Below are 22,447 nucleotides of genomic sequence, written 5' to 3'. Positions count from 1 at the left end.
GGCGTTACGCGTCCTTCATCTTGACATCGAGGGCATCGCGCAGGCCGTCGCCCAGCAGGGTGAAGGCGAGCACGGTGGTGAGGATGGCGAGACCGGGCATGATCATCATCCACGGAGCCGTCGTCAGGAAGGTCTGGCCCTCCTGGATCATGGCGCCCCACGAAGGCTGCGGCGGCGTCACGCCCATGCCGAGGTACGAAAGGGCGGCCTCGGTGAGGATGGCGGAGCCGATGTTCATCGTGGCGTACACGACGATCGAGGCTACGGAGTTCGGGAAGATGTGACGCGCGACGATGCGGACGTCAGAGGCGCCCATGGCGCGCGCGGCGTCGACGTAGTCGTTCTCCTTGACCGACAGGATCGCGGAGCGGAACACGCGGGCGATACTCGGCCAACCGAGGATACCGATGGCGATGAACACGTTTTGGATGCCGTTGCCGATGACCGCGATCATCGCGATGACGAACAGCGTGTACGGGAACGCCAGGAAGATGTCGGCCAGACGCATGATGATGGTGTCGAAGATGCCGCCGTAGTAGGCCGCGAGCGCACCCATCACCAGACCGATGGCCGTCGAGATCGCCGTGGCGATGATGCCGACGGACAGCGAGATGCGCGAGCCGTAGATGACGCGGCACAGGATGTCACGGCCGGTGACGTCGGTGCCGAAGGGATGCTCGAGCGAGGGCGCGAGCAGTGTGTTCTTGGACATCTCCGCGGTGCTTGCGTACAGCGGGTCACCGAGCAGCTGCTGGGCCCACAGATCGCAGGTGAGCGCGATGATGGCCACTAACACGATCCAGATGACCGCGATGACGGCGAGCTTGTTGCGGCGCAGGCGCTTCCAGGCGTCGCCCCACAGGGTGCGGCTCGCGCCGTCGCCCGTCGTCGCCTTCGAGACCGTATGCATGGTCACCGTCCCCGCCTCGGGGATAGGCTTCGGGTACTTCATGGTTTGCCTCCTATCCCTCGTTCTTGGAGCTGCCCAGGCGGATGCGCGGATCCAGGAAGGCGTAGCTCACGTCGACGATCAGGTTGATGACCATAACCACCACGACGATGATGGTCACGCCGCCCATGACGATGGGCCAGTCGCGCGCCGTGATGGCGCGGTAGATCTCGTAGCCGACACCCGGCCAGTTGAAGACCGTCTCGGTCAGGATCGCGCCGGCGAGCATGCCGCCGAAGTCGATGCCGATGTAGGTGACGACCGGAATCAGCGCGTTTTTGAGCGCGTGGTGCACGATGATGTCGCGCTTGGACAGACCCTTGGCCTTAGCCGTGCGGATGTAGTCCTGGTTCATGACGTCCAGCAGCTGCGAGCGCATGATGCGCGCCGTGTAGGCCGTCGAGACCGCCGCCAGCGTGAAGGCGGGCAGGATGTAGTGCATCCAGTCGTAGTACGGCGAGCTCGGTCCGCCCGCGCCCGAGATGGGCATGGAGAAGGCGCCGCCCGTCCACTGCTTCATGAGGATGCCGAAGAACCATTGCAGGAGCATGCCGAGCCAGAACGCCGGGATCGCCACCATGATGGAGGTGAACAGCGTGACGAGGATGTCCCAGAACGAATAGCGCTTGATCGCCGATAGCACGCCCGCGCCGATACCCATGATCGCCTCGAGCGCGATGGCGCATGCGGCAAGACGGACCGTATAGGGATACTTCTGCGCGAAGATGCTCGTGACGGAGACCTTCTTCTGATACGACGTGCCGAGGTCGCCGTGGAACAGCTTGTTCATGTAGTTGAAGTAGCGATCGACGAGCGAGGTCGGGATGTACTCCCCGTTCTCGTCGCGCAGGGCCTTGCCGTTCTCATCCACCTGAATGAGGTGGTTGTTGATGCGCATGATCTCCTCGGTCTGCTCCGGAACGGCGCGGCCGCCGGTGATCAACCTGATGGGGTCGCCGGGCACGACGTTTTGCAGCACAAAGAGGATGATCGTGACACCGAGGAAGACCGGGATGAACTGAAGCACGCGCTTCGCGATGTAAGTTCCCATGTAGTTCCCCTCTTACCGTAATTCAACAAGCGCGCCGACCCTTCCGGGTCGGCGCTTGCTATCAGGCGTACGTTGTACGCGAAAACACTAGGCCGAAACGAGCTCGGTCTTGGACATATCCGCCTTCTTCTGCGGGTCAAGGTAGAACTTGGCCACGTTATCGCCCACGACCGTGGTGTGGGTGTAGAACATCAGCGGGATCATCCAGCACTGCTCGCCAAGCTCGGCGTCGAGCTTCTGGTACTTGGCGATACGCTCGTCGTCATCGATCGTGGCGCGGGCCTCGAGCAGGGCGGCGTCGATGGCGTCGTCACCGATCTGGGAGTAGTTGTCACCCGAGGTCGAGAAGAACAGCGGGTACATGAAGTTGTCCATGATCGGGTAGTCAGCGACCCAGCCGCAGCGGCCGATCTCGTAGTCGCCGGAGCTGTAGCGGTTGAGGATCGTGGCCCACTCGTTGGTGTCGGCCTCGGCCTCGATGCCGACCTCCTTGAGGGAGGCCATGACGACGTCCATGATCTCCTTGTGGCCGCCGTCCTGGTTGTAGGTCAGCGTGATGGTGGGATAGTTGCCGTCAGGATAGATCTCCTCGAGAAGCGCCTTGGCAGCATCCTGGTCGAACTTGCAGTACGGCCACACGCCCTCCTCGTAACCGGCGATTCCGGGCGGGACGATGTTGTCGGCCGGGGTGCGGGTGCCGTGGAAGACCTCCTCGCAGATGGCCTCGCGGTTGATGGCCATGGAGACGGCCTGGCGGAACTTCACGTTGTCCCACGGAGCCTGCGCGCAGTTGATGGTCAGATAGTAGGTGGAGGGCTCGCCGCCGAGCAGCAGCTGGTGATCCGGAGTGGCGGTGTAGCCGTCCTCGGACTCGCCGTAGGTCTCGCGGGCATCGGGGATCTGGGTGGCGGGCACGTCGCAGACGTCGAGGTTGCCGGCCTGGAACTCGCGGTAGGCGGTCTCCACGTCCTTCTGGATGACGAAGTTCACGCCGTCGAGGATGGCCTTGTCGCCATAGTAGTCATCGTAGCGGACGATGTTGATGTACTGGCCGTCCTCCCAGTTGCCGTCCATCTTGAACGGGCCGTTGCCGATCGGCGACAGGAAGAAGGTCTGGAAGTCCTCGAGCGCGACCTCGGGAACCGGCACGAGCGCCGGGTGGGAGGCGACGTAGGGGAAGTCAGCGTAGCTGTAGGCGAGCTTGACGACGAGGGTGTTGTCATCCGGGCAGGTGACGCCGGTCAGCTCGTCGGCCTCACCGGCGGTGAAGGCGTCGTAGCCGTCGACCATGGCCAGGTGATAACCGATGCCCGAGGGGCTCTCGGGGTTGGTCTCGGGGTTCAGGATGCGCTCCCAGCCGCGCTTCCAGTCAGCGGCGACCACGGTGTCGCCGTTGTGGAAGGTCGTGCCCTCCTTGAGGTGGAAGGTGAACTCGGTGGCGTCGTCGTTGACCTCCCAGGAGTCGCACGCGAGGGCCTTGATCTCGCCCTTCTCGAAGTCGTACTGGGTCAGGGAGTCGAACAGCTGGAAGCCGACCTGCGTGCCCTGGTCCTCCATCAGGTTGTACGGATCGATGGAGACGGGGTTGTTGATGTAGTAACGCAGGGTGCCGCCCGAGGCGCCCTCTCCGCTCGTGCTACCAGCGGCGCTGGGGTTACCCTTCTGGCCGCAGCCAGCGAGTACGCCGAGCACGCCCGTTGCCAGAGCGCCACCGACGAACGCGCGGCGGCCCATCGGCTTGTTCATGAATTCAGCCATGCCATCCTCCTTAATACAGGTACGGTGCGGGGTGGACCCCGCCCATGTAACGTTGGAATCGCATGGGTCCAGGCTGACAGGCCCATGCTTGCAACGTAGGCAATACCTTAACCCAACTTGACCGCAGTAAAGCGCTCATTTTGGGTAAACAGCAGATATTTCTTTAGGCAGAAAAAGCAATTGCGTGCAGGTTTTAAAAAATGACCACCACTTTAATGCATAAAAGCAGCAGTTTTGTGGATGCGTCGTCTGCCCTGCTCGCCCGGCGGCGCCGGTGGCCGTGCCGGACCCTTGAGCAAAGTTTTACAATTCGGCAACATTGCCCGACAAGATGGTGCCAGGTACAAACTTGTCACCCGACAAGATGGCAAGATGGTGCCAGGTACAAACTTGTCACCCGACAAGATGGCAAGATGGTGCCAGGTACAAACTTGTCGCTTCGCAAAACAGGGGCCGCTGTGACGGCCCCTGCCAAGATGCTTGGTTTTTCCAGCGACGCCCGCTTAGATGCCCACGATGCCCTGAGGGAAGAAGAACATGGCGAGCACGACGCACGCGGCGAAGACGACGGCCACGATGACGGTGAGCTTGTCGAGGTTCTGCTCCATGATGCCGGTGGCGGCGCTGGCGTTATACAGCGAGCTGGCGATCATGTCGGACACGCCGGTGCCCTTGCCGGAATGCATGAGGACGAGCGCGATAAGCGCGAGCGTGGACAGTGCCCACACAACGAAAAGCAAAATCTGGAACGGACCCACAGGGACACTCCTTCTACGTACGTACGAACAGTCCGTATGGTACCACACCGCCCGCCCCCGCACCCAATCGCCACATGGGTTGGTTGGGGACGTGGGTTGGTTGGGGACGTGTTCCGTTCAACCCAAAAGGGGTTGGTTGGGGACGTGTTCCGCTCAACCCAAAAGGGGTTGAAAGGAACACGTCCCCAACCGACCCAACCGACCCATAGCGCACTAATCTTTTGTTACACGGGAGATGGTGTTATGACCAATGCCCGTGAGACGTTCCAGCTGCTTCACTGTTATGCCGGCCGCACGAAGCGACCGCAGCGCCTCATTCCGTTGCATCTTTCCCATTTCCTTCAGCTTCGCTGGATCCATATCTCCCAGCGTATAGCGTGCCACCTCGAGTGAGTCTTCATCGGACACCCGTTTCGTCGTCCGATAGCAGCATGAATCGAATCTTCCGTCTTCGGAAAAGCGCAGGAAACCTTCAACTCCCCCGACCATGTCGAGTACCGTCTCCGTATCTGCAACCCCCGCGCAGCTAAGGTACTCTCCATAGCTGCTCCACCGATACGCATCAGCAGAACCCACGCCAGCCTTGGCAGGATTATCATGAATATAGCGAACCGCCTGAAGAAGCTGGCCGTCACTTGTTATGGGAACGCTTGTAAATCTACCTTGAAACACTGAGCCAACATGGCCTGACTTTTCGTTAAAGTAGCGTGCATACGCCGTGGAAATCGCATGCATGAAGTGACTCAGCGAATCCTTTGGGTCATCAACCAGCAAGTGGACATGGTTGCTCATGAGGCACCACGCAATGATTCTCACGCCGTCGGTCGCCGATTTCGCCTTGAGCTGTTTCAAGAACACCAGACGGTCTGAATCGTCTTCAAAAATAAGCTGCTTGCCGTTTCCCCGCAGCACAACATGGTAATAGCCGGATTCCGAATACTCTCGAGACGTTCTTGGCATGGAAACACCCCTTTCCCGACGGCGCCGAGCGCGAAGAATGGGTTGGGAGGAACACGTCCCCAATCAACCCATCCCAAGCTTTCCGAACAGGGTGTTCATACCCTTTATTTCCGCAGGTAGTATGGCGTTTCTATGTGTTGGGTTCCGGTAAGGATTCGCCGGTTTCCGAAAGGTCGAACGGAGCACGTCCCCAACGACCCCAAAATGGGTTGAACGGAGCACGTCCCCAACGAACCCAAAATGGGTTGGAAGGAACACGTCCCCAATCAACCCATAATAAAGGGGGGCCGCCGACTTTGCGCGTCAGCGGCCCCCAAAATGGGTTGGAACGAACACGTCCCCAACGAACCCCTATTCCTCGGTGGCGAGAACGCGGCCGGTCATCTCGGGCGAGGGCTCGAGACCGGCGAGCGTGAGCATCGTCGGGGCGATGTCGGACAAGCGTCCGTCCTCGATGCCGGTGAGCTTGGCGGCCGGATCGACCACGATGAACGGCACGCGGTTGGTGGTGTGCGCCGTGAACGGGTGCTTCTCGCCCTCGGCGTCCACGTCGAACATGTGGTCCGCGTTGCCATGGTCAGCGGTAATCAGAGCGAAGCCGCCCTTGGCGAGGATCGCCGGAATCACACGGGACAGACCGTCGTCAACGGCCTCGACAGCCTTGACCGCCGCATCGAACACGCCGGTGTGACCAACCATGTCGCAGTTGGCGTAGTTGACGATGTAGAAGTCAGCGCGGTCCTCATTGATGGCGGCCACGAGCTTCTCGGTGACCTCGGGTTCGCTCATCTCGGGCTGCAGGTCGTAGGTTGCAACCTTCGGCGAGGGCACGAGCACGCGCTCCTCCCCCTCCTTGGGCTCCTCGACGCCGCCGTTCAGGAAGAACGTCACGTGGGCGTACTTCTCGGTCTCGGCGGTGTGCAGCTGCTTCAAGCCGTTCTGGGCGATGACGTCGGCGAGCACGTTCTCGGGGAACGTCTTGGGGAAGGCCACCTCGACGTTCTTGAACGTGTCGTCGTACTCCGTCATGGTCACGAAATGCGACAGCTTGGGCGCAACCTTGCGCTCGAAGCCATCGAAGTCGTCCTCGGTAAACGCACGCGTCATCTCGCGGGCGCGATCGGGACGGAAGTTGAAGAAGACCATGGCGTCGCCGTCATGCACGCCCTCGTTGTGGCAGGCAAACGGCTCGACGAACTCATCGCCGCGCTCGTCGCGCTCGTAGTATGCCTTCACGCCCTCGACCGGGTCGGTATCGGACTCGCTCGGCAGCGTGATGACATCATAGGCGCGCTCGACGCGCTCCCAACGGTTGTCGCGGTCCATGGCCCAGTAGCGGCCGGAGACCGTGGCGATGCGGGCGTCGACGCCCGCATAGGTGGAGAGCGCCTCGAGGTTCTGCTTCAGGGTCTCGATGTAGCCGGCACCGGAATGCGGGTCGACATCGCGGCCGTCCATGAAGCAGTGGAAGCGGATGCGCTCGACGCCGTGGATGGCGGCGATGGCGGAGAGGTTCTCACCGTGGCGCTGCATGGAGTGCACGCCGCCCGGGGACACGAGGCCCAGCAGGTGCAGGGTGCCGCCGTTCTTGGCGACATCGTCCATGGCGCGGGCGAGCGTCTCGTTCTCCTGGATCGAACCGTCCTTGATGGAGTTGTTGATGCGCGACAGCTCCTGGAACACGATGCGGCCGGCACCGATGTTCAGGTGGCCGACCTCGGAGTTGCCCATCTGGCCGTCGGGAAGGCCGACGTCCTCACCGGACGCGCCGAGGGTGGTGTGGGGATACTGCTCGTACAGGCTATCCAGAAACGGCGTGTTGGCGGCGGCCACGGCGTTATCGGCGCCCTCGGGCGCCAGGCCGCAGCCGTCCATGATCACGAGCAGGGCGGGAAGATGCTTAGCCATGCGCTACTCCCCCGCCTTCTCAACCATGGCAGCGAAGTCATCGGCCTTGAGCGAGGCACCGCCCACGAGGGCGCCGTCGACGTCCTCCTCAGCGAGGAAGCCGGCGATGTTCTCGGGCTTGGCCGAACCGCCGTACAGCACGCGGATGCCACCGGCGAGCTCCTCACCGAAGATCTCGACGAGGGTGGCGCGGATGGCGCCGCAGACCTCCTGGGCATCGGCCGCCGTGGCGGTCTTGCCCGTGCCGATGGCCCAGATGGGCTCATAGGCGATGACCAGCTGGTCGGCGGACTCGATGGCCACGCCCTCCAGGCCGGCGCGAATCTGCGCGGTCACGAACGCGACGTGCTCGCCGGCCTCACGGGTCTCGAGCGACTCGCCGCAGCAGAAGATCGGGGTGATGCCGGCGGCGATGAGCGCTTTGGCCTTCTTGTTCTCGTCGGCGTCGGTCTCATGGAAGTAGTCGCGGCGCTCGGAGTGACCGATGATGCAGTACTCGGCGTCCACGGACTTCAGCATGGCGCAGGAGGTCTCACCGGTGTAGGCGCCCTTCTCCTCCCAGTACACGTTCTGGGCACCGAGCTTGATGGCGCTGTCGGCGATCTTGTGGGACGCGCAGGCCAGATCGATGGTGGGCGGGCAGATGACGACCTCGACGCCGTTGCCCGCGGGGACCTTCTCGACGAGCGCCTCCGCCAGCTCCTTGGCGGCGGGCACGTCGTTGTTCATCTTCCAGTTGCCTGCAATGAGGCGGGTGCGGCTACTCGGCATCGTTGAGGGCCTCCACTCCGGGAAGGGCCTTGCCCTCGACGAGCTCCATGGAAGCGCCACCGCCGGTGGAGATCCAGCTCATCTTGTCAGCAAGGTCGAACTTGTTGATAGCGGCCACGGAGTCGCCGCCGCCGATGATCGAGGTGCAATCGGAGTCGGCCACGGCGCGGGCGACAGCCTCGGTGCCGTGAGCGAACTGATCCATCTCGAACACGCCCATGGGGCCGTTCCAGAACACGGTCTTGGCGCCGGCGATGGCCTCGGCGTACAGGGCCTCGGTCTTGGGGCCGATGTCCATGCCCATGCGGTCATCGGGAATCTTGTCGGAGTCGACGACCTCGCCGACAGCGTCCTCGCCGAAGTGGTCGGCAACGATGTTGTCCACGGGAAGCAGGATCTTGACGCCCTTGTCCTCGGCCTTCTTGAGCATCTCGCCGGCGCGCTCGACCCAGTCCTCCTCCTTGAGGGAGGTGCCGACGGTGTAACCCTTGGCGAGGAAGAAGGTGTAGGCCATGCCGCCACCGATGATCAGGGTGTCAGCGGAGTCGATCAGGTGATCGAGAACGCCGATCTTGGAGGACACCTTGGAGCCGCCGACGATGGCGACGAAGGGACGCTCGGGCTCGGCAAAGATGCCGGTCAGGGTGTCGACCTCCTTCTCGAGCAGGAAGCCGGCGACAGCGGGCAGGTACGCGGCCGGGCCCACCACGGAACCCTGGGCGCGGTGCGCGGTGCCGAAGGCGTCGAGCACGAAGACGTCGCCGTAGGAGGCGAGGATCTTGCCGATCTCGGGGTCGTTCTTCTTCTCGCGCTTGTCGAAGCGGACGTTCTCGAGCACGAGGATGTCGCCCGGCTCGAGGGCGGCGACGGCCTCGGCGGCCTTCTCGCCGTAGGTGTCCTCGACGAACTTGACGTCATAGCCGGTGAGCTCGGCGAGCTTGTCGGCAGCAGGCTTCAGGGACAGCGCCGGCTCGAAACCGTCGCCCTTGGGACGGCCGAGGTGGCTCATGAGGATGATCTTGGCGTTGTGCTCCTTGAGGTACTGGATGGTGGGGATGGCGGCGCGCACGCGGGTGTCGTCGGTCACGACGCCGTCCTTCAGGGGCACGTTGAAGTCGACACGCATGAGAACGCGCTTGCCGTCGACGTCGATGTCGCGGACGGTCTTCTTGGTGAAAGCCATGGCAACTTACCTTTCTCTTTCGGGCCCGCGCATCGCGGAGCCCTAAATAAGAAGGGCGCGGCCTTTGGGGCATACGCCTTCAAGGCCGCGCCCTCTCAACACAAGACGCTGGAAGCTCTAGGGGCGGATGTTAGCCGATGAACTTCTCGAAGTACTTGATGGTGCGGACCATCTGAGAGGTGTAGGAGTTCTCGTTGTCATACCAGGAGACAACCTGCACCAGGGTCTGGCCGTTGCCCAGATCGGAGCACATGGTCTGGGTGGCGTCGAAGATGGAGCCGTGGGTCTCGCCGATGATGTCAGTGGAGACGATGTCGTCGGTGTTGTAGGCGAAGGTCTCGGGGATGGTCTCGGCGTAGGCCTTCATGGCGGCGTTGACCTCGTCAGCGGTGACCTGCTTGTCGACGACGGCGTAGAGGTTGGTCAGCGAGCCGGTCGGGGTCGGGACGCGCTGGGCGGCACCGATGAGCTTGCCGTTGAGCTCGGGCAGGACCAGGCCGATGGCCTTGGCGGCACCCGTGCTGTTGGGGACGATGTTGACAGCGCAGGCGCGGCTGCGGCGCTTGTTGCCCTTGCGCTGCGGGCCGTCGAGCGGCATCTGGTCGCCGGTCCAGGCATGGATGGTGGTCATGATGCCGGACACGATGGGAGCGAAGTCGTTCAGACCCTTGGCCATCGGGGCGAGGCAGTTGGTGGTGCAGGAGGCGGCGGAGATGATATCGTCCTCAGCGGTCAGCTGCTCGTGGTTGACGTTGTAAACGATGGTGGGCAGGTCGTTGCCGGCCGGAGCGGAGATGACGACCTTCTTGGCGCCAGCGTTGATGTGGGCCTGAGCCTTGGCCTTGGAGGTGTAGAAGCCGGTGCACTCGAGCACGACGTCGACACCGAGCTCACCCCACGGGAGGTTGTTGGCGTCGGCCTCCTTGTAGATGGTGATCTCCTTGCCGTCAACGGTGATGGAGTCCTCACCGGCGACGATCTCGTGATCGCGGGAGTAGTTGCCCTGCGTGGAGTCGTACTTCAGCAGGTACGCGAGCATGTCCGGGGAGGTGAGGTCGTTGATAGCGACGATCTCGGAGCCCTCGTGACCGAACATCTGACGGAACGCGAGACGACCGATGCGGCCAAAGCCGTTAATCGCAACCTTTACTGCCATGCTTGTCTCCTTTCGCGAGGCCTCCGCAGGTTCCCTTGCCTGCCGCCGAGGCCTACAAACAAACCTCTTAGAATATACCGTTTTTTCGGTGCGAGTATCACGACAATAGGGGTCGATTTGAGATTTTCAGAGCTTTGATTCGCTTCAAAACCCCAGCGTATGGCCTATTGAAGCGTTTCATCGTTTTTCTGGCGCGCCTCGCCGGCAAGCTTTTCCAACCTGAGCACCCGATGGTACAGCGCGGACTTGGAGAGCGGGGGGTCGCATATTTGCCCGAGATCGCGCAGGGACAGGTCGGGGTGTGCACGGCGAAGCGCGCAAAACGACAGGAGCGCCTCGGGCAAACCGTCGAGCAGCCCCTGGCGGTCAAGCTCGTCGATAAGCTCGATCTGGCGCTGGGCGGCGCCTGCGCTCCTCCCCTGGTTGGCGAGCTCGGCGTTCACCCTTCGGTTCACCTCGTTTTTCACCGACTTGACGCTGCGGGCGTCCTCGATCTCGGCCACGCTGCGCGGTGCCCCCACCTGGCGCAGCAGCAACACGATATCCTCGGCGCTCTTGATGTAGACGGCATATGAAGAGCGGCGCCTGTTGACGCGGGCGTGCACGCCGACCTGACCGATCAGATCGGCCAGGGCATGGGCAAACGCCTCGCCCTGGACCGAGATCTCCAGATGGAAGTCGCCGCGCGGATCGGCAACGAAGCCGCCGGCGATGAGACTGCCCCTGATGTAGGCGAGCCGGCAGCAGTCGCGCGCGACCACGTGGTGCGGAATGCCCGCCACCAGGCCGCCCGAGCGGTCGAGGATGCCCAGAAGCACAAGGGCTTTCTCGAGGTCGGGCTGATCGGGCAGGGCGATGAGGTAGTTGCGCACGCGGTGCAGGACGCTTTTGCGAACGGTGAACTCCGTTTTGAGCTTCAGGATCTGATGGGTGAGCCCGATCATCGTCCGCGCGACGGCGCCCGTTTCGGTCGCGACCTGGAGCCGATAGCGACCAGGTCCAGCGATGCCCAGCGTACCGCACACGCGCGTCAGCGCCGCGAGCGTCGCGAGGTTGCAGTACTCGCAGGTCGGCGCACAGCGAGACAGTTCATCGCGCACCTCGGCCGTAAACGACATCGGCAAGCCCTCCTTCCATCAGATATCCCAGGCGTCCCAAAACGCTCCCACCCCTTTCGGGGTATCAGTGCGGATCCCCCGTTGCCGTCCTGTTCGCCCGCGACAGATCGCGATGGGAGATGCTCACGTGGTACTGCTGGCGCTCGAGGTAGCGCGCCGTGGCCTCTGCGATAGCCACGCTGCGGTGCTGGCCGCCGGTGCATCCGATGGCGATGGACAGCTGCGGTTTGCCCTCGGCGACATAGCCCGGCATGACCGCATCGAGCAGCTGGCACCAGGCGCGCCAAAACTCCTGGGTCTTGGGGTGCTCGAGGACAAACGTCGACACCTTCTCGTCAAGCCCCGTCATGGAGCGCATCTCGGGGTCGTAAAACGGGTTGGGCAGGAAGCGCACGTCGATCATGAGATCGGCCTCCACGGGCATGCCGTGCTTGAAGCCGAAGGAGAACACGTGCACGTCCATGAGCTGCTGGTCGGCAAGCTCCGAGAAGGCATGGCGCAGCTTGGTGCGCAGGGCGCTCGTCGCCAGGCGGCTCGTGTCGATAATCATGTCCGCGCGCTCGCGGATGCTTTTGAGGCCCAGACGCTCGCGCTGGATGGCGTCGGCCGTGGTCTCCCCCGGTTTGGCCAGCGGGTGACGGCGGCGGTTCTCGTTGTAGCGGCGAATGAGGACCTCGTCGGAGGCCTCAAGAAACACCACCTTGCAGCTCATCTCGTGATCCTCGAGCTGCTTGATGGCATCGAGCAGCTCGTCGAACAGCCCCTGGCTGCGCAGGTCGCTCGTCACGGCGAGATGCCGGCCGATGCCCGCGTTGATGCCCACGAGCTCGGCGAGCTGCAGAATCAGACGGGGCGGCAGGTTGTCGATGCAGAAGTAGCCCATGTCCTCGAACACGTGCATCGCCTGGGTGCGCCCCGAGCCCGACATGCCGGTGATGATCACGACATCGGGCACGCGGTCGGCAAGCTCAGCGGAAGTGATGGGATTCATATCGGACATGCGCGGCCTCCTCGCTCGACAGTCTGTCCACCAGTATACCCACCCGCGCGGACGGGCGTGAACGCGGGCGCGGCGGACCTATCCCTTACGCACGCAGGGTATCGTACACCGCTTGGGCGACCGCGGTGGGAATGCCCTTCACGGACGCGATCTCCTCGACGCTTGCCGCCCGCAGGCGCTTCATGGACCCAAAGTGGCGCATGAGCGCCTTCTTGCGCGTCGGCCCCACGCCCTCCACCTCGTCGAGCACCGATACGGTCATGGCGCGATCGCGCAGCTCGCGATGGAACGTGATCGCAAAGCGGTGGGACTCGTCGCGCACCTGCTTGATCAGATAGAGCGAGGCCGACCCGCTCGGCAGGACGACCGGCGTGTCGTCCCACGGGACGAACACCTCCTCGTCCGCCTTGGCCAGACCGCACACCGGGATGTCCAGCCCGAGCTGCTCAAGCTGCCGCATGGCAGCGGTGAGCTGGGGCTTTCCGCCGTCGACCACCAGCAGGTCCGGACGGCTGCCAAAGCGCTCGTCGGCCATGCGCTCGGGCGCATAGCGACGGCCCAGCACCTCGGACATGGACAGGAAGTCGTTCGCCTCGTCGAGCTCGGCACGAATCTTGAAGCGGCGATACTGACTCTTGTCGGGACGCCCGTTCGTAAACACCACCATCGAGGCCACGGTAAAGCGGCCGTGGAGCGTAGAGATGTCGAAGCACTCGATGCGCATCGGCGGGCCGTCGAGCGCAAGGGCGCTCTCGAGCTGCAGCAGCGCCTGGTTCGTGCGGTCGTCGGCATAGCCGGTGCGCACCATGTAGCGCATGAGGGCGTGGCGCGCATTGCGCTCGCAGGTCTCGAGCAGGTGGCGCTTCTCCCCGCGCTGCGGGCGATGCAGGGTGCAGCGGCGACCGCGCTTGTCGGAAAGCCACGCGGCGACCACGTCGGCATCCTCGAGGTCGATGGCGATGTCGACCTCGGCGGGGATATCGGCGGTCTCGTCGTAGTAGCGCTTGACGAATCCGCCGACCAGCTCGTCCTCGGTGACATCGAGACCCTTGTCCAAAATGAACTCGCAGCTGCGGACCGTACGCCCCTCGCGCACGACGAACACGCATGCGCCGGCGATGGTCTCTTCGCGATAGAACCCGATAAGGTCGATGTCCACGCTCGTCGGGAACACGACCTGCTGCCGGTCGTCCAGGCCGTCGATGACCTCCAGGCGGCGTTTGATGCGCCCCGCCCGCTCAAAATCGAGCTCCGCGGCGGCCTCGGCCATATCGTCCTTCAGCTCGCGAACAAGCTCGCTGCGATGCCCCGACAAGAACCGCTCGACCCGGCGGACGCTTTTCGCGTACTCATCGGGCGCAATCATGCCCGCGCACACGCCGGGGCCGCGCCCCACGTGGTAATCGAAGCACGGACGGCCCTTTTGCGCACAGATCAGGCCGATGATGTCCGCATCGTCGGGCCGCTTTTGGATGAGCCGGCGTACGCGCTTCCACTCCGCGCAGGTGGCAGAGCAGATGGGCGTCACCTTGCGCAGGGTGTCGATGGTTTCGCGTGCGGCCTTCGCGTCGGTGTAGGGGCCGAAATAGCGCGTGCCGGGACGGTGTTTCTCGCGGGTGTACTTGATTGCGGGAAACAGGTCGCCATGGGTCACGGCGATATAGGGGTAGCTCTTGTCGTCCTTGTAGTCGACGTTGAAGTACGGGTGGTACTGGCCGATGAGGTTGCGCTCGAGCACGAGCGCCTCGTGCTCGTTGTCCACCACGATGTAATCGAACCCCGCCACAAGCTGCATCATGAGCGGAATCTTCTCGCGGTCGTCGGTGAGCTGGACGTACTGCTTCATGCGGGCGCGCAGGTTTTTGGCCTTGCCCACGTAGATGACCTCGCCCGCAGCGTCCTTCCACAGGTAGCAGCCCGGATCGGTGGGGACCAGCGCCACCTGCGCGGCCAGCGAGAGGCCTCCGCCCTCCCCCGCCTCGGCGACATGGCGCGCCGCCGCGGCGGCATCGTGGGCATCCACGCTCACGCGACGTCCGGGCAGGCCGCCCGGTCCGAGCGGCGTCGTCATCTAGTGCGCCTTCTCGCGGCGAACATCGCCCACGTAGCGCTTGAATTTCTCGATCTGATGGAAATAGGTGATCGTCGACCACAGCTTGTGGGCGAGCGTGTCGCCCTTCCAGTTGTACGGATAGTCCGCCTTGCCCGCACGGTACATGGCAAGGACGCGGCGGCGAAGCTCGGGGTCGGGAACGGACGTCTTGATCACGCGCGCGGGAACGCAGGTGTACAGCACGTCGCCGTACGCCTCCTGATAGGGGATCTCGCGGCCCAAGATGTACTCGTCCACCAGCAGCTTGGCGATGTTGGCGCCGCCCTGTGCCACGTAGTAGGTGTTGCGGCCGGGCCTGGTGTTGATCTCGAAGAACTTGTACTTGCCGTCACGCTCATCGTACTTGATGTCGAAGTTTCCGAAGCCGCGATATCCCACATGGCGGCAGAACCGCTTTGCGGCCTCGATGATCGGCTCGACGCGCTCGGGCAGGATGCACATAGGATTGCCGATGCGCGCCGGGGAGTGGTCCTGGAGCACGACCTGGCCGCCGGACACGACGCGAACCTCACCGGAGGCGTCGGAGAACGTGGTGAGCGATCGGATGGCCGCGTCGTCGCCCGGGATGAAATCCTGGACGACCAGCTCGCGGTCGTAGCCCGCGTCGCGCAGCAAATCGAAGATGCGCACGAGCTCATCAGGGCCCTGCACCTCATAGACTTTCTCCTTGCCAGGAAAATCCATGAGATCATAGCGCGCGGAATTGGACGGCTTCGCGATGAGCGGATAGGTGAACGCCGACGGATCGATGCGGACATCGGGGTCGGAGCAATCGAACGACCACGTCTTCGGGTAGTCGATGCCCAGCTCCTCGCAGATCTCGTAGAAGCGCTCCTTCTGCGTAATCTCGTCGAGCAGCTCGAAATCGTTATAGGGCACCGCGAACCACTGCGAGAGCTCCTGCTTGTTCACGGACAGGATGCGCGCGTGCCAGTCCGCGCTGCCGAAGATGATGGCGACCTTGCCAGCCGCGGCGAGCTCGGCGCCCAGGCCACGCAGGTACTCCATGATGGCCTCGTCGCCCTGTCCCATCGCGGGAACCACGCGGTAGTCGGTCAGGCGGCTCGAGGAGGTCGCGCGCACGTCGACCGCGGAAAGAACCATCGTCTTGACCCCGTACGCCTCGTAAAAACAGCGCGCGAACGAGTAGGACATGATCTCTCCGCCGAGCGCGACCGGAACGAGGCGCTCGGGAAGCTCGGACTCGGAGATGGTGCGGATGGCATCGGTCATGGCGAAACCCCTATTTGTCGTGTTTGGCCGAGCGAAGGGCGTTGCGGGCGGACTTTGCCGCCACGAGCGCACGGTAAAACGTCTTCTTGATGGGAACGTCCCGATCGGGGGCGACGGTGCGAACCCCGTCTTTGGCGAACTTCGTCTTGAAGGTGTTGAGCCCCATCGTCGCGGGCTGGAACTCGCTTCCGATACCCATCTGATCGTATTCGGCGCAGCCCATGCGTCCAAGCTCGCAGCACTCGAAATAGATGAGGCGGTCGGTGGCGAGGTTGCGCGCCGCACCGGAACGCGAGGCGCCGTAGTAGCGCGTCGCATGCGTGCCCGCGATGGTGGCGATGGTCCAGGTGATCACCCGGTCATCCTCGTCGCGACCGGCGAACAGACGGCAGTGATCGTGACCGAGGATCTGCAGCATGTTGCGGTAGTCCTCCGCAGGAGCGGGGGTAAAGCCATCGCGCGCGGCGGTCTCGACCATGACCTCGTAGTACTCGTCGAACGACGCGATGGCGCGCTCGGTCTCATCGGAGAAGGTGAGCGTGCACTCGCGCAGGGCCTTTCGCACATCGCGGCGGCCACGCGGCTTCATGCGGGCGAGAATCTCGTCGTCGCCGCCGGTGAGGTCGATCACGACGGTCGTGTCGTAGGGAAGCGTCGACAGGCACGGTGCGGTCAGGGGCAGCTCGTGCGCGACCGCCAGACGCATGAACACCTGCTTGCCGTCGCGACGACGCACGAAATCGGCCAGCGCCTCAAGCGCCTCGGACTCCTGCTCGGGCGTGGGCTCCTCCGCCCACACGGGAGCGTGATGGGCACGCAGATACCGGTAGCCGTGGGTCTCGTACTGGACGAGCGAGATCAGGGCGAGCTCGCGCTCCCCCTCCATGATCGCGGCGTACCCCCAGGCCGAACGGCCGGGAACGGTATCTTCCAAGTCCTGCCACACGGGCAGCTGCTCTATGGGTACGGGTACGGGAAAAGCTGCGGCCCGCTGCTCGTAGTCGGTGCGCGAGAGCTCTATAACCTGCATCGCGTCGTACTCCATCCTTCGATGACGTTTGGTTACCAACAGCTCATCATACTTCATGGAGCGCATGGCCCCGCGGATGCAAGGCTCAATCTATGAAGAGACCACGGCCCGTCGCATAAGCCCCGCAGGCATCCGGCCATCCGGAAGCCTGCGGATGGCAGCGCGAAACGCCCGCCCCTATCTTGCGGCGATATCGCGTACGACCTCTACGACCGCGCGTGCGCCCTCGGCGCCCGCATGGCACGGCAGCGTGGCGAGCGTATCCACGATATGCAGGCACACCGCGACCGACGACGTGTCCTCGGGGACGCAATACACCTCCTCGTCGAGGACGCCCGGGCCCAGGTACGGGCGATACCAGGCCTCGGTGTAGTACCCCGCCTCGCAGGCACCCGATACCGCGCGCTCGGCACGGTCGCGGTCGGCCATGAGCACCGGAAACTTAAGAAGCGGCTGCACCGGACCGGACATCGCGGACGAGAAGGTCTCGACGCCCGGCATGTCGGCGAATGCATCGCGGTACACCTCCACGGCCTCGGCGCGCACGCGCTCGCGATCCTCGAGCCCCGCGAACGCCTCGATGGCGCGACGGCACACCTCGGCGCTCGGACGAAGCGGCTCGTGAGACACCCGACCGCGGCGCTCCTCGTCCGACACCGCCGGCTCGAACAGCCCGGCTGCGGCAACCGTACGCCTGAGCCAGCGCGACACCCCGGTCGGCAGATGGTTGAAGACGCGATTCCAGAAGATGAAGGTCTTCGTACGCGCGGTGAGGGCAGCGCCGGCGACAGGCAACGACGCCAAGCGGTCGCGAAGATCGCGGCACACGTCGGCAAAGGGCGAATCCGGGTTCACCCACACCGCGCCGCCGTACTGCGAGTCAAGCATCTTGGCGACGCCGAAGGAGTGCACCGAGATATCGGCGAGCGGGGCCGAGCCGCGTCCGCGCGCCATGCGCCCTACGCAGTGGGCGCAGTCCTCGATGACCGGAAGCCCCGCTTCGTGGGCGATGCGAACCAGGTTCTCGCTGTCCGTCTCGTCGATCAGACCGTAGGTATGCTGCAGGACGACCGCCCGGTCATCCGGGAGCAGCGACAGCTTCTCCGGACAGATCGACGCCGCGCAGCGGGACACCTCGGCATAGCGCGGCGTCAGGTCCGCCGCGATGATGGGATCCACCGCCGTGCAGCACGTCAGCAGCTGCGTGACGACCGTTCCGGGACCCATCTGCCCGCGCACCGCACGAAACGCCAGGAGCATCGCGTGGCGCGCCTTGAACGTCAGGTACCAATCCTGCGGTCGCGTTCCGGTGAGGCCGGCCAAAATCTCGGCGATGCGATCCTCTTCGGGCAAACGATTCATCGGGTGTCCTTTCCTTGCGCCGTACGAAGCGGGGCCTTATGAGCGGCGCGGCAAAACGCTCGACACGAGCGAGCTGATGAACGAGACCTCGGGAAGCTTGAGAGCGATGCCCGCACCGAACGTGATCAGCACGGCGGGCACGCCGCCGGCGACGGCATAGGCGAGCGCGCGCAGGATTCCGCCCTCGGCGAGCGGACCCACGAACATCTGAAGACCGGTGAGTATCGCCAGGCCGACACCGGCTCCCAGAAGGCCCAGAGCAAGGGCGCGCACGCCGGCGACGATCATGGACATAAAACCGATGTGGCCGAGCTCATGGCGCAGGAACAGCAGGGTGACCAGGTCGATCGAAACGAAGAAGAACGTCGAGCTGAAACCGACGACGTTGAAGCCGAACACCGGGGTGAACACCAGGCACATGACGATCTGGATGGTGCCGGCGATGCACTCCGCGACCGCGAAGAGCTTCATCTTGCGCAGCGAGGAGCACGCCTTCTGCAGATACGTGCACAGACCGTACCCGGGAAGCGATATGGACAGCCACACGATGTACGTGGAGAGGATGTCGACGTCCTCGGCGGACATACGGCCGCTCTTGAGGATATTGGACAGGCACGGCGCGAACACCATGAGGTAGAGGGCGAAGGGAATGAGCAGGAACAGAATCTGTCCCGACCCGTTGGCAAGGCCGTCGACAAAACGCTTCATGCGACCGCTTGCCACATACGAGGACAGCTCGGTGAACATGGCCGTCGTGATCGGGATGGCAAACACCGAGTACGGAAGGATATACCAGATACGAGCGTAGTACGTGATCGACGCGCCTCCCGGATTGACCGACAGGGCGCAGGCGCTCTGCACGGACGTCGTCGCGAACGACACGACCGCCACGACAAAGGTCGGGATACCGATGGAGAGCGTCTCGCGGATGAGCGGGTCATGGATGTCGATGCGCGGCGACAGGTGCACGCCATGGCGCGCAAGGGCGGGGACCTGCATGAAGACCTGCACCGCCACACCGAGCGGATTGGAGATGGCGAGGACGAGGATGCCCGCCTGGGGATTCGATTCGACGATCAGTCCGTAGATGAGAAACGCCACCGTGATCACCACGTTGTTGGCAATCGGCGCCGCTGTCGACCAGAAATAATCGCGCTCCGCGTTGAGGATGCTCGAGATGACCGAGGACAGCGCGTAGAGCACGATCTCGATGGCGAAGAAGCGGAAGAAATACGTGGCGAGGTCGAAGTTGAACTCAGAGGACGCGTTGAACGCCTGTGTCCAGATGATCTCGGAAGCGAAGATGAACGACAGGACCGACAGCGCACCCATGAGCAGCGTCACAAGCGAAAGGAGATTGGACGCATACGCGCAGGCTCCCACGCGCCCCGCCTTCTTCTTGGTCGACACGTACACCGGCAGAAACGCCGTGACGAGCATGCCGCCCATGACGAGCTCATACAGGGCGTTGGGCATGTTGTTGGCGACGGTGAAGGCGCTGGCGACCAGCGTCGTGCCCATACCGAACGCCTGGGCCCACGTCCGGAAGAAACCGGTGATGCGGCTGATGATGACCAGGCCGCTCATGAGCGCAGCGGAACGGCCGACATCGGCAACGCTCGCCTCCTCATCGTCATGGTGCTCAATCGCCTCGTCTACGCCTTCGTGCGATTCGGTCTCTATGCGCGCGCTGTCGACGAAGGGGCCGTCGTCGTCCCACGCGTCGGGCGTGGGGTCTCCCACGAGCGCGAACTGCGCGGACTCGTCGGGGCGCGGCGCGTTGAACCCGACGGAGGCGGCAGAATCGTATTGGGTTGCCGCCATGAACGCCGCCGTCGTTTCGGGCGAAGGTGCAGGGGCGACCCCGAAGACCTCGTCGTCGGAGGCGCAGGGCCCGTCAGCCGGGGTGGCGCCTATGCGTGCGGGGTCGACGCCCGCAGAGATCAAGAAAGCAGTCGTCTCATCGGGTGAAGCGCCCGGGCGCGCGGCGACATGCGCGCGCGCAGGCGCCGAGCCGTCATCGCCCGCCGACGCAGCAGCATCCGTCGTTTTGAAATGACGGCCAGGGGCTTTCCGCTCGATCTTGGTATCGAACTCATCAGTCATGCGAACTCTCGCCCTTTCTGCACAGCGCGACGACGGTCGCGCCGGTATGGGAAATCAGGTCATGCGGATCGAGCATCAATTGTATGCCGCGCCTGCCGCCAGAGATGAAAATCCGCTCATAGCGCATGCAACCCTCATCGATCAGGGTGGGGAACCGCTTCTTCATGCCCACCGGTGAGCATCCGCCGCGAACGTAGCCGGTCGTGTCGAGCAGATCGCGAACGTGCATCATCGCCAGCGACTTCTCGCCCGCAGCGCGTGCGGCGACCTTCAGGTCGAGCTCTTCGGCGACCGGTATGCAGCACACGACGTGATTCCCGTTCGGAGCGACCGTGACCAGCGTTTTGAATCCCTGCCCGGGATCCTCTCCTAGCTGTTCGGAAACGTGGATGCCCGACAGGTCGTCCTCGTCGACCTCATAGGTTTTGACCTCGAAGGGGATGCCGGCTCGCTCCAGCTCCCGCATGGCATTGGTCTTCTGGACCTTCTCTTTGCGACCCATGGTCCTCCCCTCTCATATCAAAACGGCCCCAAGGCGCGATGCCCTGGAGCCGTCTGCGTCCACGTTTGCGGCCCGAGCTGCTAGACGATGGAGCCGCCGCCGATGAAGCCGCCGATGTAATCGAGCGTGCGGTAGCCGACGCCAGCGCCGGGGATGGAGTCGATCATGGAGCCGCCGCCGATGTAGATGCCGACGTGGCCGCAATAGCGACCGCTCGAGGTGAAGAACACGAGGTCGCCGTATTTCAGGTTGCTCACGCTCGTGGTCCACGTGCCGCGCCTCTGGACCTTGCCCATAAGGGACTCAGGGCTGTTCGACCACGGACCGAGGCCGAGCGCGTAGTCGACAACGCCCGAGCAGGTGAACCAAGAGGTGCTCGGGTCGCCCGTCCAGCTGTAGCCGGAATAGGAGTAGCCCGAGCCGATGATGCTCGTGGCGCGGCTGACCATGGCGCTCGCGCTCGAGGTCGGACCGCTCGAAGTTGAGCCACCGCCGGAGCCGGAACCGCCGCCGGAACCCGAGCCGCCGCCGGAGCCGGAACCGGAACCGCCGCCGGAGTTGGAACCGCCGCCGGAGCTCGTGTTGCCACCGGAGCTGGTGTTGCCGGAGTCAGAACCGCCGTCGGAGTCGGAACCGGAGTCAGAATCATCGTGCGAGCTGTCGGAGCCGCCGCCCTGGTTGTCGCTGCCGCCGTCGGTCGAGGAGTCCTCGGAACCGCCATTGGCCGCAGCCTGCTGCGCGGCCTGCTCGGCCGCAGCGCGGCGAGCGGCCTCCTCCTCGGCAGCCAGCTGCTCCTTCAGCTCATCGGAGAGCTGGTCGTAGTAGGCCTGCGCCTCAGCCGCCGCCGCGTTCGCCGCATCGGATTTCTCCTGCTGCTCGGCGACGAGCTTCTCCTGCTTCGCCTTCTCCTCCTCCAGGCTCTGCCTGTTCTCCTCGAGGGAGGTCATGAGCTCATGGGTGGTCGTGATGACGTCCTGCTTGTGCTCGGCCGCCTTGTCGGCATAGTGCAGGTTGGAAATCAGGTTGGTGAAGCTGCCGGAGTTGAGCAGCACCGAGACGATGCTCGCGTTGCCACCCGTCTTGTACTGGTTGGTCACCAGCTCGCTGAGCTCCCCCTGGGAGATGGCGAGCTGCTCTTCCTCCTCAGCGATCTGGGCCTTCGTGTCCTCGATCTTCTGCTTGGTCTCGTTCAGGTCGTTGTTGACCGTGATGAGGTCGTTCCCCGCCTGCTCGGCGGCGGAATACAGGGAGTGAAGCTGCTCGGAAGCGACATCCAGCTGCTGTTGGAGCTCGGCCGACGATGCCGCCATAGCGGGAACGGGGCCAAGCCCTGCCATGAGCGCGAAGCTCAGGCCGAAAACGGGAATGGCGGTGAGGCTACGTTTAAAGTGCGCCATGAAGTACATCTCCTAACGGTGCGCTGCGCTTCTGTCTGCGAGCGCTCGTGTCGGTCATCGTCCTTTCTCGTGCGAAAGACTCAATGTAGGCC

General features: G+C 63.8%; 18 protein-coding genes. All 18 read right to left on the bottom strand.

The features are described from left to right. Nucleotides 1-4: 4 nt before the first annotated feature. The 18 genes from QUW00_RS08515 to QUW00_RS08430 all read right to left on the bottom strand — a co-directional run bounded on the left by QUW00_RS08515 (nucleotide 5) and on the right by QUW00_RS08430 (nucleotide 22,355). Nucleotides 5-910, bottom strand: a complete 906-nt coding sequence (locus QUW00_RS08515; RefSeq protein WP_289613964.1) for an ABC transporter permease — start codon at nucleotides 908-910, stop codon at nucleotides 5-7. 52 nt (nucleotides 911-962) lie between these two features. Beyond that, nucleotides 963-2,000 (bottom strand): ABC transporter permease, encoded by a 1,038-nt coding sequence (locus QUW00_RS08510; RefSeq protein ID WP_235422522.1) that lies wholly within the window; start codon nucleotides 1,998-2,000, stop codon nucleotides 963-965. 87 nt (nucleotides 2,001-2,087) lie between these two features. Further along, nucleotides 2,088-3,758: a peptide ABC transporter substrate-binding protein gene (locus tag QUW00_RS08505; RefSeq protein WP_289613958.1), complete on the bottom strand. Its 1,671-nt coding sequence runs from the start codon at nucleotides 3,756-3,758 to the stop codon at nucleotides 2,088-2,090. Nucleotides 3,759-4,261: 503 nt separating this feature from the next. Further along, nucleotides 4,262-4,516 carry a preprotein translocase subunit SecG gene (gene secG, locus QUW00_RS08500; RefSeq protein WP_289613957.1) on the bottom strand — a complete coding sequence of 85 codons (255 nt, stop codon included), beginning with the start codon at nucleotides 4,514-4,516 and terminating at the stop codon, nucleotides 4,262-4,264. Nucleotides 4,517-4,729: 213 nt separating this feature from the next. Continuing rightward, a complete protein-coding gene (locus QUW00_RS08495) occupies nucleotides 4,730-5,476 on the bottom strand; it encodes a transposase (RefSeq protein ID WP_289613956.1) in 747 nt (248 codons plus the stop codon). Nucleotides 5,477-5,827: 351 nt separating this feature from the next. After that, nucleotides 5,828-7,384 carry a 2,3-bisphosphoglycerate-independent phosphoglycerate mutase gene (gene gpmI / locus QUW00_RS08490; RefSeq protein ID WP_289613955.1) on the bottom strand — a complete coding sequence of 519 codons (1,557 nt, stop codon included), beginning with the start codon at nucleotides 7,382-7,384 and terminating at the stop codon, nucleotides 5,828-5,830. A gap of 3 nt (nucleotides 7,385-7,387) precedes the next feature. Further along, nucleotides 7,388-8,155, bottom strand: a complete 768-nt coding sequence (gene tpiA / locus QUW00_RS08485; RefSeq protein ID WP_289613954.1) for a triose-phosphate isomerase — start codon at nucleotides 8,153-8,155, stop codon at nucleotides 7,388-7,390. Next, on the bottom strand, nucleotides 8,145-9,338 hold the full coding sequence (locus QUW00_RS08480) for a phosphoglycerate kinase (RefSeq protein ID WP_289613953.1): 1,194 nt from the start codon (nucleotides 9,336-9,338) through the stop codon (nucleotides 8,145-8,147). Before QUW00_RS08480 ends, tpiA begins: the two co-directional genes overlap by 11 nt. Nucleotides 9,339-9,468: 130 nt before the next feature. Then, complete coding sequence (gene gap / locus QUW00_RS08475) at nucleotides 9,469-10,494, bottom strand: type I glyceraldehyde-3-phosphate dehydrogenase (protein ID WP_235422529.1); 1,026 nt, start codon at nucleotides 10,492-10,494, stop codon at nucleotides 9,469-9,471. A 164-nt stretch (nucleotides 10,495-10,658) separates the two neighbouring features. Then, entirely contained in the window at nucleotides 10,659-11,612 is a 954-nt protein-coding gene (whiA, locus tag QUW00_RS08470) for a DNA-binding protein WhiA (RefSeq protein ID WP_289613952.1), read from the bottom strand. 64 nt (nucleotides 11,613-11,676) lie between these two features. Further along, the gene (gene rapZ, locus QUW00_RS08465) at nucleotides 11,677-12,612 is read right to left on the bottom strand and encodes an RNase adapter RapZ (RefSeq protein ID WP_289613951.1); all 936 of its coding nucleotides are present in this window, start codon (nucleotides 12,610-12,612) and stop codon (nucleotides 11,677-11,679) included. 85 nt (nucleotides 12,613-12,697) lie between these two features. Further along, nucleotides 12,698-14,683, bottom strand: a complete 1,986-nt coding sequence (gene uvrC, locus QUW00_RS08460) for an excinuclease ABC subunit UvrC (RefSeq protein ID WP_289613950.1) — start codon at nucleotides 14,681-14,683, stop codon at nucleotides 12,698-12,700. Further along, on the bottom strand, nucleotides 14,684-15,958 hold the full coding sequence (locus tag QUW00_RS08455) for a carboxylate--amine ligase (protein ID WP_289613949.1): 1,275 nt from the start codon (nucleotides 15,956-15,958) through the stop codon (nucleotides 14,684-14,686). Between the two features lie 10 nt (nucleotides 15,959-15,968). After that, a complete protein-coding gene (locus QUW00_RS08450; RefSeq protein ID WP_289613948.1) occupies nucleotides 15,969-16,988 on the bottom strand; it encodes a lipid II:glycine glycyltransferase FemX in 1,020 nt (339 codons plus the stop codon). A gap of 177 nt (nucleotides 16,989-17,165) precedes the next feature. Beyond that, entirely contained in the window at nucleotides 17,166-18,350 is a 1,185-nt protein-coding gene (locus QUW00_RS08445; RefSeq protein ID WP_289613947.1) for a DegT/DnrJ/EryC1/StrS family aminotransferase, read from the bottom strand. A gap of 36 nt (nucleotides 18,351-18,386) precedes the next feature. Further along, on the bottom strand, nucleotides 18,387-20,456 hold the full coding sequence (locus QUW00_RS08440; protein ID WP_289613946.1) for a murein biosynthesis integral membrane protein MurJ: 2,070 nt from the start codon (nucleotides 20,454-20,456) through the stop codon (nucleotides 18,387-18,389). Further along, entirely contained in the window at nucleotides 20,449-20,958 is a 510-nt protein-coding gene (gene ybaK / locus QUW00_RS08435; protein ID WP_289613945.1) for a Cys-tRNA(Pro) deacylase, read from the bottom strand. The genes QUW00_RS08440 and ybaK overlap by 8 nt, the downstream gene beginning before the upstream one ends. Before the next feature lie 80 nt (nucleotides 20,959-21,038). Further along, the gene (locus QUW00_RS08430; protein ID WP_289613944.1) at nucleotides 21,039-22,355 is read right to left on the bottom strand and encodes an NlpC/P60 family protein; all 1,317 of its coding nucleotides are present in this window, start codon (nucleotides 22,353-22,355) and stop codon (nucleotides 21,039-21,041) included. Nucleotides 22,356-22,447: the final 92 nt, after the last annotated feature.

Source organism: Collinsella tanakaei, assembly GCF_030373545.1.
GTDB classification, from domain to species: domain Bacteria; phylum Actinomycetota; class Coriobacteriia; order Coriobacteriales; family Coriobacteriaceae; genus Collinsella; species Collinsella tanakaei_C.
Note: the sequence above shows the minus strand (reverse complement) of the source record. Positions and strands in the feature narration are given on the sequence as shown.

Bases quoted from the DNA above. Each gene is read 5' to 3' on its own strand.
- QUW00_RS08440 (WP_289613946.1), bottom strand. From the start codon at position 20,456: ATGACTGATGAGTTCGATACCAAGATCGAGCGGAAAGCCCCTGGCCGT.
- gap (WP_235422529.1), bottom strand. From the start codon at position 10,494: ATGGCAGTAAAGGTTGCGATTAACGGCTTTGGCCGCATCGGTCGTCTC.
- QUW00_RS08445 (WP_289613947.1), bottom strand. From the start codon at position 18,350: ATGAATCGTTTGCCCGAAGAGGATCGCATCGCCGAGATTTTGGCCGGC.
- QUW00_RS08480 (WP_289613953.1), bottom strand. From the start codon at position 9,338: ATGGCTTTCACCAAGAAGACCGTCCGCGACATCGACGTCGACGGCAAG.
- QUW00_RS08495 (WP_289613956.1), bottom strand. From the start codon at position 5,476: ATGCCAAGAACGTCTCGAGAGTATTCGGAATCCGGCTATTACCATGTT.
- QUW00_RS08455 (WP_289613949.1), bottom strand. From the start codon at position 15,958: ATGACCGATGCCATCCGCACCATCTCCGAGTCCGAGCTTCCCGAGCGC.
- QUW00_RS08450 (WP_289613948.1), bottom strand. From the start codon at position 16,988: ATGCAGGTTATAGAGCTCTCGCGCACCGACTACGAGCAGCGGGCCGCA.
- QUW00_RS08510 (WP_235422522.1), bottom strand. From the start codon at position 2,000: ATGGGAACTTACATCGCGAAGCGCGTGCTTCAGTTCATCCCGGTCTTC.
- QUW00_RS08430 (WP_289613944.1), bottom strand. From the start codon at position 22,355: ATGGCGCACTTTAAACGTAGCCTCACCGCCATTCCCGTTTTCGGCCTG.
- whiA (WP_289613952.1), bottom strand. From the start codon at position 11,612: ATGTCGTTTACGGCCGAGGTGCGCGATGAACTGTCTCGCTGTGCGCCG.
- QUW00_RS08515 (WP_289613964.1), bottom strand. From the start codon at position 910: ATGCATACGGTCTCGAAGGCGACGACGGGCGACGGCGCGAGCCGCACC.
- tpiA (WP_289613954.1), bottom strand. From the start codon at position 8,155: ATGCCGAGTAGCCGCACCCGCCTCATTGCAGGCAACTGGAAGATGAAC.
- ybaK (WP_289613945.1), bottom strand. From the start codon at position 20,958: ATGGGTCGCAAAGAGAAGGTCCAGAAGACCAATGCCATGCGGGAGCTG.
- uvrC (WP_289613950.1), bottom strand. From the start codon at position 14,683: ATGACGACGCCGCTCGGACCGGGCGGCCTGCCCGGACGTCGCGTGAGC.
- QUW00_RS08505 (WP_289613958.1), bottom strand. From the start codon at position 3,758: ATGGCTGAATTCATGAACAAGCCGATGGGCCGCCGCGCGTTCGTCGGT.
- rapZ (WP_289613951.1), bottom strand. From the start codon at position 12,612: ATGTCCGATATGAATCCCATCACTTCCGCTGAGCTTGCCGACCGCGTG.
- gpmI (WP_289613955.1), bottom strand. From the start codon at position 7,384: ATGGCTAAGCATCTTCCCGCCCTGCTCGTGATCATGGACGGCTGCGGC.